16 protein-coding genes and 2 tRNA genes are annotated in these 12,827 nt (G+C 60.5%); 3 read left to right on the forward strand and 15 right to left on the reverse strand.

From position 1 onward, the window contains the following. Positions 1–276 precede the first annotated feature (276 nt). The 3 genes from C9E81_RS15560 to C9E81_RS15575 all read right to left on the reverse strand — a co-directional run bounded on the left by C9E81_RS15560 (position 277) and on the right by C9E81_RS15575 (position 3,482). Positions 277–1,494: a Hint domain-containing protein gene (locus C9E81_RS15560; protein WP_243698685.1), complete on the reverse strand. Its 1,218-nt coding sequence runs from the start codon at positions 1,492–1,494 to the stop codon at positions 277–279. A 980-nt stretch (positions 1,495–2,474) separates the two neighbouring features. Beyond that, positions 2,475–2,549 (reverse strand) — tRNA-Asn (locus tag C9E81_RS15570). A 69-nt stretch (positions 2,550–2,618) separates the two neighbouring features. Then, positions 2,619–3,482, reverse strand: coding sequence for an MBL fold metallo-hydrolase (locus C9E81_RS15575; protein WP_122113281.1), 864 nt, complete (start codon positions 3,480–3,482; stop codon positions 2,619–2,621). A 34-nt stretch (positions 3,483–3,516) separates the two neighbouring features. On the opposite strand from C9E81_RS15575, the gene C9E81_RS15580 reads away from it, so the two are divergent. The 3 genes from C9E81_RS15580 to C9E81_RS15590 all read left to right on the forward strand — a co-directional run bounded on the left by C9E81_RS15580 (position 3,517) and on the right by C9E81_RS15590 (position 7,641). Beyond that, entirely contained in the window at positions 3,517–4,869 is a 1,353-nt protein-coding gene (locus C9E81_RS15580; RefSeq protein ID WP_122113282.1) for an ATP-binding protein, read from the forward strand. Positions 4,870–5,028: 159 nt separating this feature from the next. Further along, positions 5,029–7,446: an endopeptidase La gene (gene lon / locus C9E81_RS15585; RefSeq protein WP_122113283.1), complete on the forward strand. Its 2,418-nt coding sequence runs from the start codon at positions 5,029–5,031 to the stop codon at positions 7,444–7,446. Between the two features lie 120 nt (positions 7,447–7,566). Beyond that, positions 7,567–7,641: transfer RNA gene (locus C9E81_RS15590), tRNA-Val, on the forward strand. 74 nt (positions 7,642–7,715) lie between these two features. Here C9E81_RS15590 and C9E81_RS15595 read toward each other — a convergent pair. From C9E81_RS15595 to C9E81_RS15645, 12 genes are read right to left on the reverse strand one after another with little or no spacing between them, the layout of a single operon-like run. Continuing rightward, positions 7,716–8,711, reverse strand: a complete 996-nt coding sequence (locus C9E81_RS15595) for a tyrosine-type recombinase/integrase (RefSeq protein ID WP_425010656.1) — start codon at positions 8,709–8,711, stop codon at positions 7,716–7,718. Next, the gene (locus C9E81_RS23695) at positions 8,597–8,881 is read right to left on the reverse strand and encodes a helix-turn-helix domain-containing protein (protein WP_122113285.1); all 285 of its coding nucleotides are present in this window, start codon (positions 8,879–8,881) and stop codon (positions 8,597–8,599) included. Before C9E81_RS23695 ends, C9E81_RS15595 begins: the two co-directional genes overlap by 115 nt. Before the next feature lie 7 nt (positions 8,882–8,888). Beyond that, positions 8,889–9,239, reverse strand: a complete 351-nt coding sequence (locus tag C9E81_RS15605; protein ID WP_122113286.1) for an HNH endonuclease — start codon at positions 9,237–9,239, stop codon at positions 8,889–8,891. A 3-nt stretch (positions 9,240–9,242) separates the two neighbouring features. Next, the gene (locus C9E81_RS15610; RefSeq protein WP_122113287.1) at positions 9,243–10,370 is read right to left on the reverse strand and encodes a DNA polymerase III subunit beta family protein; all 1,128 of its coding nucleotides are present in this window, start codon (positions 10,368–10,370) and stop codon (positions 9,243–9,245) included. A 2-nt stretch (positions 10,371–10,372) separates the two neighbouring features. Continuing rightward, entirely contained in the window at positions 10,373–10,657 is a 285-nt protein-coding gene (locus C9E81_RS15615) for a DUF2312 domain-containing protein (RefSeq protein WP_122113288.1), read from the reverse strand. Next, on the reverse strand, positions 10,654–10,953 hold the full coding sequence (locus tag C9E81_RS15620; RefSeq protein WP_122113289.1) for a helix-turn-helix domain-containing protein: 300 nt from the start codon (positions 10,951–10,953) through the stop codon (positions 10,654–10,656). The genes C9E81_RS15615 and C9E81_RS15620 overlap by 4 nt, the downstream gene beginning before the upstream one ends. 11 nt (positions 10,954–10,964) lie before the next feature. Next, positions 10,965–11,180, reverse strand: a complete 216-nt coding sequence (locus C9E81_RS15625) for a hypothetical protein (RefSeq protein WP_122113290.1) — start codon at positions 11,178–11,180, stop codon at positions 10,965–10,967. Then, entirely contained in the window at positions 11,180–11,647 is a 468-nt protein-coding gene (locus C9E81_RS15630; protein WP_166461940.1) for a hypothetical protein, read from the reverse strand. Before C9E81_RS15630 ends, C9E81_RS15625 begins: the two co-directional genes overlap by 1 nt. 7 nt (positions 11,648–11,654) lie before the next feature. Beyond that, a complete protein-coding gene (locus C9E81_RS22945) occupies positions 11,655–12,005 on the reverse strand; it encodes a hypothetical protein (RefSeq protein ID WP_166461941.1) in 351 nt (116 codons plus the stop codon). Then, positions 12,005–12,205: a hypothetical protein gene (locus C9E81_RS15635; protein WP_122113292.1), complete on the reverse strand. Its 201-nt coding sequence runs from the start codon at positions 12,203–12,205 to the stop codon at positions 12,005–12,007. Before C9E81_RS15635 ends, C9E81_RS22945 begins: the two co-directional genes overlap by 1 nt. Then, positions 12,205–12,540: a hypothetical protein gene (locus C9E81_RS15640; RefSeq protein ID WP_122113293.1), complete on the reverse strand. Its 336-nt coding sequence runs from the start codon at positions 12,538–12,540 to the stop codon at positions 12,205–12,207. The genes C9E81_RS15635 and C9E81_RS15640 overlap by 1 nt, the downstream gene beginning before the upstream one ends. Then, complete coding sequence (locus C9E81_RS15645) at positions 12,537–12,812, reverse strand: hypothetical protein (RefSeq protein ID WP_147457609.1); 276 nt, start codon at positions 12,810–12,812, stop codon at positions 12,537–12,539. The genes C9E81_RS15640 and C9E81_RS15645 overlap by 4 nt, the downstream gene beginning before the upstream one ends. Positions 12,813–12,827: the final 15 nt, after the last annotated feature.

A 12,827-nucleotide genomic window follows, 5' to 3' on the forward strand; every position in this document is an offset into this window, starting at 1 on the left:
ACCTAGTATCGATGGCGCATGCTTGCACATACAGCCTCCTGCCGTCCCCGGTCACGATCGGCTCGCGACGGCTACGGCATATTCCGCCTCAGCATCCTTAATCGACCGATGAGATTCCCGACGAGACATTCCGACGATCAGCTGTGCATTCCTGCAGGCCTATCTCAAAATGGCCAGCTTTCGAAATGGGTCATCGCCAGCGTGTGTGCCAATATGCCGGGGTTCAGCAATACTGCCGAGCCCCGGGCATTATGGATGGTAAAAAAGGGAGCAGGATTATCCTGCCGAATAGGCGAATGCAAATTTACCGTGACGCTTTCGAAGCTTATATGCCAAACGACGGCCTTGGGGCCCCGGTATCAGCAAGCGTGCCGGGATAAACCGGGTATCGTTCCCGTGGGAACAGTCTCCCGGCAAATCGCGCAAATCGGGAAAAATCGCGAATATCTCGGCAAGCTGCTCTGGCGCGAGTGAATCGAGGGCCACTTTACCCGTATACATCGACTCGGTTGCCGCACCGTTTGACCAGACGATCTGATGGCGGTCGAACATCATGTGGAAATATTCGACCTCGGCCAGATCCTCTGCCACCTCGATGCCGGGAAGCTCAAGCAGATGCTTGGCGGCGACCAGCGCCTCGGTTGTGCAAAACATCCGCTGAAGAAGATTATTGCGCACCAGAACCCGGTGCTGTGGAGAGACCACCAGGTCCCGAGAGGGGTATCCCTCACCCAGGGCACCTGCCCGGATGCGAACAGGGCGCAGTTTCGGCTTCAGCCGCAGATCGATGGAATCAAACTTTCTGCGGCCAATCCAGCGGATAGGCTGAAGCCCCCCATCAATTGTCAGAACCAGTTGCCCAACCGACAGATCTTCGATCGGGCAAACGCCATCGGCGGTCTTGATCTCCGTTCCGGCGGCAAAGCAGACGAATGCAGAACCTTCATCAACGGTCCGCCCGGGGCGAGCACCATAGGAATCACCTGAATTATAGGAATCCAGAGTGAACGAGGTGAAGTCATATTCACCGTTGAAGACACCCGTATTCGTGAAAATATCGCCATTCTTGAGCTGGACAAACCCCATATTGTGGGTTGTGGGCACCTTGCCGATCCAGTTGACGGTCACATTCCAGGAAAAGGCCGAGTCTATCCCCTGCGTCGTTTCCTCGCCGGTGAGGGGGTCGATATAGGTAAATGTGTCCGGCGGAATTTCCTGACTGACACCACCGGTGTTACCACTGGCGGTGTAGGTTTGAAGGTCATCTTCCTCAAGCCTGTTAGAGCCGTGCGAGGTATCATCGTTTTGCGTGATCTCGAGGATCCCAGCATTGCTGGTATCGATAATCCTTCCCGCTTGCCAGCCTATTCCACTCGGCCCTCCGGTCGCGGTGATGTTCTCATTATCCTGGTCCAGCCTGTTGTGCCTCGATTCAGTGGGGTCGAGATCGCTGTATCGTCCCAGATATAGCTGTCTGACATTAAAAGTCGGCATAAACCCTCCACTCGTTACCATTGACGCCGCTATCATTACCACATGGAATATACCCTATGAGCACTAATCCAAATCGCAGTTAAACGGACTTGTAAGTAATTGTTTTTCAGCAACATGGCGGAAATGGGCGATCACCTCGCCAGTCGTCGCAGCCGCGCCGCTTGAAAATGCATCCGGTCCTTGCCCATTCATAGCCGGCGGGCGTGAAGCCATGCGCCATCACGATGGTCCAGAAGGGTTCATATTCCGGCCGGGCGAATTGCGCCCGGTCTGCGCCCCGGCTTAACCGGTTCTTTTCCGGGTTCAAATTCCACCGCCGGACCGCAAGCACGGGTCGGAAGAGTGCTGCCGCCGCGCTTTGAGCGGTATGTAGCCGCGACCGAAGAGGTTCCGCTGCACGCCTGACCGTAATGTTTCAGCGCATGCGGAAGATTTCCGTCAGCGGCTGCGCCAGCGTCTCATGACAGGAGAGCCGCCGGATTGTCTGGCTCTTGTTCCGGGCGCTGATCATGGGAAAGGCAAGCCCGGCCTATATTGCGGCCCGCCCGCCTCTTCATAGAATGCCGTCTCACGCTGGCGGGGGGACCTGTATTGGTTCGGATGGCCGCGCGATACGCCAATCCGGCGAGCGGTCCACTGCTTGGGAAGCACCCGCCCTGGCACTGCGCCGCGCGGTCAGGGCTTCAAGGGTATCATGGCCGGCATAGCCGTCACTGACCCCTCGACACCGGCCAGCGTCCCGCACCGGAACTGGCTGTAGACACTGGCCCATCTTCCTGACTCTTCCGGCGGGTCGCGCCACGGGCACCTGTCCGGACGGTCCAGAAGATGCCATCTGAAACAAGGCGGTATCTGGGGGGGCGTCCGTTCGCGCGTGGGGGAGGTGAAAACCGATCGTGATTCACGACCGGCCTGACGAATATGCTATATGTCCCGGAAAGAAAAAGGGCTCGGCCATTTCCAGCCAAGCCCTTGTTTATTGGCTCCGGCGGTAGGGATCGAACCTACGACCAATTGATTAACAGTCAACTGCTCTACCGCTGAGCTACGCCGGAACACGGGGCGGGATATAGCAACCTGTTCCGGGGCCGTCCAGAGGCTTTGTGACAATTTTTCCGCGGGTTTCAGACTGCCCGGAAAACCGAATCCGCTGTCGGCTCGCCCTCGCAAATCACCGCGCCAAGACTGGCCAACGCGACCAGATGCGCAAGCACGTTGCGCGTCGCGGCCGGAAGGAGTTCGGGCGCCACGTCATAGATCCGCCCTGCCAGCGTGGCGGCATCCGCCGGTGCCTGCCGCAGGGATTCGATAATCTGGGCGGTGCGCTGGCGGCGATGCGCGGCAAGCTCGGCCAGTCTCGCCGATGGTGCCTCGACAGGATCGCCATGTGCCGGCAGCAGACGGCGCGGCGCGGCGATTCCGATCCTGTCGAGCGAACGAAAGTAATCCGACAGGTCGCCATCGGGCGGCGAAATCAGGGTCGAGGACCAGCCAAGCACGATATCGCCACAGAACATGATGTCATCCCATTGGAAACAAAGGTGGTTTCCACAATGGCCGGGCGTATGGAGGGCGCGCAGCGTCCAGTCGGGCGTCACGATCTCCTGTCCGTCCGTCAGCAGGATATCGGGCTGGAAACCGGTATCGAGCCCCTCGCCTCCGCCGACCAGGCCGCTGGCGGCAAGACGCTGCATGACCGGGGACCGGCCCGCTTCCGCGTCTCCGAATGCCATGACCGGCGCGCCGGTCATGGCCGCCAGTGCGCTCGCGCCCGCGCTGTGGTCGCGATGGGCATGGGTCACGAAGATATGACTGATCCGCCCTGCCCCGGCCTGCACGATCGCCTCCAGGTGGCCGGGATCGTCCGGGCCGGGATCGATCACCGCCACATGGTCCTGACCGATCAGAAAGCTGTTGGTCCCCGGCCCTGTCAGGGGCGAGGGATTGGGTGCAAGAATGCAGCGTAGCTCTTTCGTCGCGCGACTCATGCGGGTAGCCTAGATCGAGGCAGGCAGGTTTACCATGGCGAACGAACCCGAATTCGGCTGGTTGAAGCAGATGTTTCCGCGCGGTCTTTACGGCCGCGCCGCGCTGATCCTGTTCCTGCCGGTGGTGGTTGTCACGCTGGTCGTCAGCGTCATGTTCCTGCAGCGCCATTTCGAGGACGTGACGCAGCAGATGACCGACAGCATGGCGCGGGAACTGGGCTTCGTCTCGCGGCGCATCGAAAGGGCCGAAAACTCCGCCGTAGCACTTCTGGCGGGCCAGACCATCGCCGCGCCCCTGGGATTGACCTTGCGCCTGCCCGCGCAAGCGGACCGGCAGGACCAACGGCTGTTCTACGATTTCTCGGGCCGCATCGTGATCGAAGTGCTGCGCGACCGCCTGCCCGAGGTCACGGCAATTGACCTAGCCACGGACGACAAGCGCGTCGATGTCACGATGAACGGCAAGTTCGGCCCCTATTCGCTGTCTTTCGACCGTAAGCGGGTCAGCGCGTCGAATCCGCATCAGTTGCTGGTGCTGATGGTGTTCACCTCGCTTTTGATGTCGGGCATCGCGACGATCTTCCTGCGCAACCAGCTGCGGCCGATCCGCCGGCTTGCCCGGGCCGCCGAGGCCTATGGCAAGGGCCGGGTCGAACCCTACCGTCCAGGCGGCGCAATCGAGATTCGCAGCGCGGGCACGGCATTCCTGGACATGCGCAACCGGCTGGAGCGGCAGAACGAGCAGCGCAAGATGATGCTGTCGGGGATCAGCCATGACCTGCGCACGCCGCTGACACGGCTGCGTCTCGGCCTGTCGGTACTGTCGCCGGATCTTCCGCCTGACGATGCGGACATCTCGGCCATGGAGGCGGATATCGAAGAGATGACCCGCATGGTCGATGCCTTTCTGGACTATTCCCGCGACAGCGCGCGGGAAAGCCCGGCAGAGGAAATCGAACCGTTCGAATTCCTGCGCGGCATCGTCTCGGACGCGCAGCGCGCCGGACAGGATGTGTCGCTGTCCGGCACGCAAGGCGATGCCAGCCTCGTGACATGCCGTCCCGACATGCTGCGCCGCGCGCTGGACAACCTGATCGGCAACGCGGTCCGCTATGGAACCCGCGCCGAGATCGATGTGACATTGGGGCCGCGCAGCCTGCGAATCGGCGTCGAGGATGACGGACCCGGCATTCCCGATGACGCGATCGAGACGGCAATGCGCCCGTTCACCCAGCTTGACAGCTCGCGCAACCGCAACAGCGGGCAAGGCGCCGGGCTTGGATTGGCCATCGCCGCCGATGTCGCCCGCGGGCATGGCGGGCAGTTGCGCTTGGGGCGTGGATCAAGACTGGGCGGGCTGCGCGCAGAGATCGTCATACCGCGCTGAACCCGTCGTTCCTCGGCGTGCTTGCGCTTCCGTCCGAATTTCATCCTGTTTCGATGTTCTATTGAACGGCAATGCCCGGACACATAAGTTGTCGCGGTGCAGGGGCCGCGCGTTGCTAATGACGGGGCCGCGGCTTCGGGCAGGAAAGGAACGTATAACATGAATGATTTCGCATCTCAGACCTACCCGGTGTTGCCTTTACGGGACATCGTCGTCTTTCCACATATGATCGTGCCTCTTTTCGTGGGGCGCGAAAAATCCGTTCGTGCTCTGGAAGCGGTCATGGAATCCGACAGCCCGATTCTGTTGTCGGCGCAAATGGACGCGTCCGTTGACGAACCGGCCGAAGACGGGATTTACCGCACCGGCGTTCTGGCCAATGTCCTGCAACTGCTGAAGCTTCCCGACGGCACGGTGAAAGTGCTGGTCGAAGGGCGCGAACGTGTGCAGATCACCGATTTCGTGCCGAATGACGATTATTTCGAGGCGGCCGCCATCATCCTGCCCGAAACCCTGGGCGACGAAGCGACGGTCACCGCCCTGATGCGCACCGTGACCGAGGAATTCGAGCGTTACGTGAAGGTCCGCAAGAACATTCCCGAAGAGGTGGTCACCGCTGTTGCCGACGCCCGCGAGCCCGGCAAGCTTGCCGATCTGGTCGCGGGTCACATGGGCGTCGATCTGGACAGGAAACAGGACCTTCTGGACACGCTGGAAGTCGCTGCCCGGCTGGAGAAGATCTACTCCTCCATGCAGGGGGAGATGTCGGTCCTGCAGGTCGAGAAAAAGATCAAGTCGCGCGTCAAGACCCAGATGGAGAAGACGCAGCGCGAATACTATCTGAATGAGCAGATGAAGGCCATTCAGAAGGAACTCGGCGATGGCGAGGACGGCCAGAACGAGATCGCCGAGCTGGAAGAAAAGATCGCCGCGACCAAGTTCAGCAAGGAAGCCCGCGAAAAGGCCGAGGCCGAGCTGAAAAAGCTGAAATCCATGTCCCCGATGTCAGCCGAGGCGACGGTCAGCCGCAATTACCTGGACTGGCTGCTGGCCCTGCCCTGGGGCGTAAAGTCGCGCACCCGCAAGGATCTGGGCCGGGCCGAAAAGGTTCTGGACGCCGATCATTACGGGCTGGAAAAGGTCAAGGAGCGGATCGTCGAATACCTCGCCGTCCAGGCCCGCAGCCAGAAGCTGAAAGGCCCGATCCTGTGCCTTGTCGGCCCTCCGGGCGTGGGCAAGACCTCGCTCGGGCGCTCGGTCGCGCGTGCCACGGGACGCGAATTCATCCGCATCAGCCTGGGCGGCGTGCGCGACGAATCCGAGATTCGCGGCCACCGGCGGACCTATATCGGCTCCATGCCCGGCAAGATCATCCAGGCGCTGAAAAAGGCCAAGACCACCAATCCGCTGATCCTGCTCGATGAGATCGACAAGATGGGGCAGGATTTCCGCGGCGATCCGGCTTCGGCCATGCTCGAGGTCCTGGATCCGGAACAGAATTCGACCTTCGTGGACCACTATCTCGAGGTGGAATACGACCTGTCGAACGTGATGTTCCTGACCACGGCCAACAGCTACAACATGCCGGGGCCCCTGCTCGACCGGATGGAGATCATCCCGCTGGCCGGCTATACCGAGGATGAAAAACGCGAGATCGCCCGCCAGCACCTGCTGCCCAAGCAGATCAAGGCCAACGGGCTGCGCAAGGGCGAGTTCTCGGTCTCGGACGAGGCGCTGACCCATATCACCCGCTATTACACCCGCGAGGCCGGGGTCCGTTCGCTTGAACGCGAGATCGCCAAGCTGGCCCGCAAGGCCGTGACCGAGATCCTCAAGGGAAACGCCAAAACGGTGGATGTGACACCCGAGAAAGCCGAGGAGTTCCTGGGCGTTCGGCGCCACCGTTATGGGCTGGCCGAGAAAGAGGACCAGGTCGGCGTGGTCACCGGGCTGGCATGGACATCGGTGGGCGGCGACCTGCTGCAGATCGAGGCATTGCGCCTGCCCGGCAAGGGCCGGATGAAGACCACCGGCAAGCTGGGCGACGTGATGAAGGAATCGATCGACGCGGCCTCCAGCTTCGTGCGCTCGATCTCGCCCGAGATCGGGGTGAAGCCGCCCGAGTTCGACAAGCGCGACATCCATGTCCACGTCCCCGAAGGCGCCACTCCAAAGGATGGGCCGTCTGCGGGCATTGCCATGGTGACCTCGGTCGTGTCGGTGATGACCGGTATCCCCGTGCGCAAGGACGTCGCCATGACCGGCGAGGTCACGCTGCGCGGCAACGTGCTGGCCATTGGCGGACTCAAGGAAAAGCTGTTGGCGGCGCTGCGCGGCGGCATCAAGACGGTGCTGATCCCCGCCGATAACGAGAAGGATCTGGCCGAGATCCCGGACAATGTGAAAACCGGCCTGAAGATCATCCCGGTCGGCAATGTCCGCGAGGTGCTGCGCCATGCGCTGGTCCGCATGCCCGATGCCATCGAATGGGACGAGGCCGCCGAAGAAGCCGCCGAGGCCGCGCGCCTGGCCACCAAGAACGACAAGATGTCTGGCGGCGGCGCTGTCGCGCACTGACCCTGCATGAACATCCCGGCCCGGGTTATCCCAACCCGGGCCGGACTTCGTTTTCGGGTTCGATGATCCTCATCTCGGGACTTGCAGCCCACCGTAGTTGCTGCTAAATCCCGCCCGCACGGGTGATTAGCTCAGTGGTAGAGCGCTTCGTTCACATCGAAGATGTCAGCGGTTCAAATCCGTTATCACCCACCAAAATATCCAAACAAATTCAAGCCAATAGAACAATTAAGGTTAAGAATTACTAAGTGTGCGCAGGTTCATTGAACCTAAGTTGCACGGCGAAGGCGGATGAAATCCAGCACATTGGCTGCTTCCATCAGATGATCCGGTGCGAATCGAGCGTATGTCCTTTCTGTTATTGACGTGTTCGAGTGCCCTAGAAATTGGCTGATCTTAGACATGGGAACGCCTGCTTCGGCCATATGAACCGCCGCGGTGTGGCGCAGAACATGCGGTGACACTCCCGCAAGCCCCGCTCGTTCTACGGTCGCCATGAAGCCGCGCCGGATGCTCTTTACCGGGGAGCCTGACCACTCAACGACATGATCGGACAGTGCCGATTTCCGGGCTTCCTGCAGGGCAGCGCGCAAACCAGCGTTGATGGGCACCACGGCACGTCCTTTCCTCGGCCCGTCACTGTCGATCCGAAGGTCGATCTGTCCACGATCAAGATCAACGCGGCCCCATTCGAGCTGCAGGATGGCAGACACGCGCCCGGCTGTGGACAGCATCAGCAGGATAGCCAGCTTGATATGCGGCTCGGTTGCTGCACCGATCAACCGGTCTATCTCATCATGCGTCAGGTAACGATCTTTTGGCGCCGGCTTCTGAGGCCGCTCGATGTAGGGAGCATAGTCGATCAGATGGGCAATCTCTGCGGCCCAATTCAAGCACGACCGAAGGTGCCCCAATTCCGTCCAAATCGAACCTGTCTTGATTCCTGCCTTTCGCCGAATCCGCTGGTAATCCCGGCAATGCTCGCTCGTGATCTGATCCGGGCGCAACGAACCGAAATGCGGCATGATCGCCCTGCCGGTGTATTTCATGGTTTGAGCGATTGGTCTTCCCTCCCGCTCATCAAGATAGCATTGCCACAGATCAGCAACCGTGCGGCCCGTCGTCGGCATGGTATACTGACGGTAAACATCTAGGGCCTCTGCCTCGGCTTCTTTTCGGGTGCGTGCCTCAAGCTGATAACGCCGTCGTTTTCCGTCCTCTCGCCACGAGACGCAGTAGCCACCGCGCAATTTTCCGATGGTGATTTCAGGCATTGTTCATATTCCTCTACAGATTGTCGGGGAATCCGTATCATGCGCCCGCACCGGAAGCCGGGCAACTGTTTTGACTTCACCAGGTTTCGGATAGTCTCGGCGCTACATTGCCAGCGCTCGGCAAGCTGATCCGGGGTATATGGGCGGGCCGGTTCTGCCATCGATACCTCACTCACTCTCGCGCAGAACGGTCTGGCCGTTAAGCTTGCGCTTCCACTTGGACTTCTTGCTGCCGGGGATCACAGCGCGGCGATCGGGCTTCGCGCCGAAATGCCGGGCGCGGACCCGGTTCGCCTTGGCGATCTGCGCCGCGTCCTTGCTGGTCTTGATACGGTGGCACTTGGAATGGGCGGGCGCGACATTGGATTCGTCGTCTTCCCCTCCCATAGCCAACGGGATCACGTGTTCCAGATCCCATGACTGCCCGACGAGTATCTTGCCGCCACAGATATGGCAGATGCCACCGTGGGCCTCGAATACGGCCAGCTTGCGCTTTGCTGTCCAAGTGCGGCGCGCCATTGGTCAAATCCTCATCGGCATGACGAGGCGCAACACGTTCTCATCCGCGCCCATGACAAGGATGGGGTTGTGTTCGGCCTTGTTGCCGATAAGCCGGATCGCCTCGCCGCGCGGGCAGAACGATTTCAGATACCTGATGTTGATACCGCGCGCTGGGCCTTCCGCGCCGTAGATCGGCATGGAGATTTTCCCAAGTTCAGGACTCTGCACGAACATGCAGCCTTCTTCGGGGATGATGTGTAGCGGCGTGCTCCGATCACCGAATGCCGGGAACGCCGCCAAGGCATCGCCAGTCAGCGCGACCGAGAAACTTCCATCGACGTTCTGCGGGATCACGCGCCGGTAATCGGGGAACTGGCCGTCAATCAGCTTCGTCACCATCGACCATTTCGGATTGGAGATCCTGATGGCCAGCTTGTCGGTGCTAAGCGCAAACCTGATCATGTCCAGCCCTTTCAGGTCTTTCCGAAGCTGCGACACCGCGCAGGCCGGCAGGATCATGCCTTTACGTTCCCACGGAATATCAGACAGGTCTGCCTGCGTCATCCGGTGGCCGTCGGTGCTGACCATGCGTAAATGGCCATCCACGGCTTCGAGATAGATGCCGTTGAGGTAATACCGGGTTTCCTCGGTCGAGATGGTGGCATTGCAGGCGTCGAGGCCGTAGCGGAAAACGGATGCCTCGATTTCCTGCGGCTGTTCAAAATTACGCTGGTCGAACATGCTGTGCGGGAAATCTTCAACCGGGATGATTTCGTTGAACTTCGCCGTCAATTCGCCAGACTTGAAAGCGATGGATGGCATCGGGTGGCCGATATATTTCCACTCGCCCCGGCTGATTTCGGCGGTCGAGCCGCCATGCTTCAAGACGTGTTCCAAGAAGCGCGGCTGGATCAGGAAATCAATATTCTCGCCTTCCGCCGCGAAGTTGATGGCGATTTCCCGGTCCAGATCGGTCGCGGTGATGATGCCCATGCCGCCCTTGATTGCAATGCGAACTGTGCCAAGCACGGGGATCGCGCGATTGGCTCCCTTCGACATGCAGGTTTTGGCCAGAGCCAGGGCACTGCGCAGATTGGCAGTCACAATGGTCGCGGTAGTGGATTTCTGAATTTCGGTCTGGGTGTTCATGGTCACATCCCCAATGCTTCGCGATAGAGGTCGAGGATGGCCTGTTCCTCGGCCAGATCGTTCTTGTCGCGCTTGCGCTCAGCGATCAGCTTTCGGATGGCCTTGGCGTCGTAGCCGCGGGCCTTCGCCTCCGCGTAGATTTCCTTGATCCGATCCGCCGCCTCCTTCTTCTCGGCTTCACCGGATTCGATCTGTTCGATGAACTGGCGCAGTTCGGCGGCCGCCACGGAATAGGCTTTGCTGTTGTGCCCCTGCCAATCGGGATCGTCTTTGTGCTTGTCGGTCATCGCTGCGCCTCCGCAATCTTCCAGCGCACAGCGCTGCGACCCGAGGCGTTACGCCCGCGTTCGCCCGCGTCGATCAGCTTTCCGGCCTTCGCCAATTCCGAGATCCGGGGCCGGATCGACAGGACGGACAACCGCATGGCCTTGGCTACCTCATCGGCGGTCATGGGCCGGGCAACGGCTTTCATCACCCTGATAATGGCATCACGTAGGAAAGGCGCTTTGGTGGCCGCGTGGATCGCGGCTTCTTCGCTTGTGGATTGGCCTTTCCAACCGGTGTTGGAGTCAGTGTAGGGCATGGTTACTCCTTTCAGTCGGGCAGCGGACCGGATGCGCGCAGGGCTTCCGCCAGGGCGTCATCCCCCGCCTTCTCGGCCTTCTTGATCGCGGCAGCCCGGTGATAGGGGTTCATCTCGGACATTTTGACGGTGGACCCGTCGGACCTGCGCCATGTGCCGCTTTCCGGCTTCTGGTCGGATTTCTGCGGGCTGCCGTCATAGGGCCAGTCGAGGCGGGGGGATTTCATCACTCGCCCTCCCCGTCCCTCTGGGCGACGAAAGCCTTGAACTCGTCCATCATCGCTTCGTATTCGTCCGGCTCGGCCTTCTGGATCTCGGCAAGCTGGACCTCGAACATTTCCAGCGTCTCATCAAGCGGCGCACCGTCCTGCAGGTCGTTCAGGATCAGGCCGGAAATCTTCTGGATCATTTCGGAGGCCGAAAAGCCGCCAAACATGGACTTCTGTCCCTCGCCCTCGGTCTTGTTCACCTTGGTCTGGCGCTGCGGCCGTTCTTCCTGCGGCGTTTTGTCCGTGTGATCCGGGGCTTGCTCGGCCTTCTTCACAGGTTTCGGCTCGGGCTTGTTCTCGGTCTCGGGTGGATTCCCCTCGTCCTGCGACTGATCATCGTCGCCCTGGCCTTCATCTTCGCCGGGAGAATACTCGCCGTCGATGTAATCGGCCTGCTCCACATCCAGACCTTCGGTCGGATTCATGGCGAAGTCAGCGAAGTTTGCCCGGCCGCCATCGACTTCGACCGCATCGCGGAACTCTGTGGACAGAGGCAGAAACTTCGCCAGCGCACGAATGGCGGTTTTCTTTGCCATTTCGTTTTCGTGCGTTGCCGTTACAGATCGCGCGCAGGCGCTCATCGGCGGTCAGTTCGCCGGTTTCAGGATCAATCTCCTGTTCCAGCCAGATTTCGACCGGCACGAATGGGCCGTTGCGGACCATGCGAGTTTTGTAAAAGCCGGGCTGCGGATCGTCCTCGGTGCGCGGAACACGCTCACCGGCCACACTGCGCTGCCAGAAGTCATACTGCTGATCGCGTGGCGTGGGGCAGCGGATCGGCATCACACAAGCCCCGCCTGTATCGCCTTCCATTCCGGCAGATGCAGTGTGCACGTGTTCCGGATCTGATCGCGGTTCTCGACCTCACAGAGCGACAAAGGCACCCATTCAGCGTCACGCTCCTTGTCCGACGTCACCAGCAGGGCGCGATCGGTTTCGTTGATAATGCGGACTTCGACCGCAACGATTGTATCGTCGCTCATCATGCCGTCTCCGCGATCGCGCCTTCGATGCAGCCCGCATAGAACTGATTGGCGGTTTCTTCGGGGGACTGATACTGCAGCAGACCGTCAGCATAGCCGAACAGGTAAGACGCGGCAGCCATGCGCTCGGCCTGCTCGTTCCCTCCTGCGTTCACGGCCGTAATGGCTTCATCCACGCCATCAAGCAGGGACGCTCCGATCAGGCCATCCTCGGCCCCGTGCAGTGCCAGGGCGGCACCTTCCATGCAAATCTCGTGCTGGAAGTCGGCTATACCGGCCATAGCGGGCTGGCATGACGCGGTGATTGCGATGAGTGCAATGGCTGCGGGCTTCATGCGTGCCCTCCACATGCGACCTTCTCGAAGCCAGCGATTAGCTTGCTCATGCAGGCATGCGCTTCGATACGGTCTGGCTCCGTGTTCTCGGCAATTCCCATAAGTATGGTGCGCGCCGCGTCTGCATCCATGTGGCGCAGGTCATTCGCACAGATCGCAGCAACAGCGATCACCGCTGCCGTCGGGTGCATGCCAAGGTCATGCGAGACTTCTTCCAATGCTTGATGGATTCTTCTCGCTAAGATTTGGGTGGTCAGGGCCTTCTTGGTCATCATGTCTCCTTGGGT

The sequence above is a fragment of the Paracoccus alkanivorans genome (genome assembly GCF_003697785.1).
GTDB lineage: Bacteria > Pseudomonadota > Alphaproteobacteria > Rhodobacterales > Rhodobacteraceae > Paracoccus > Paracoccus alkanivorans.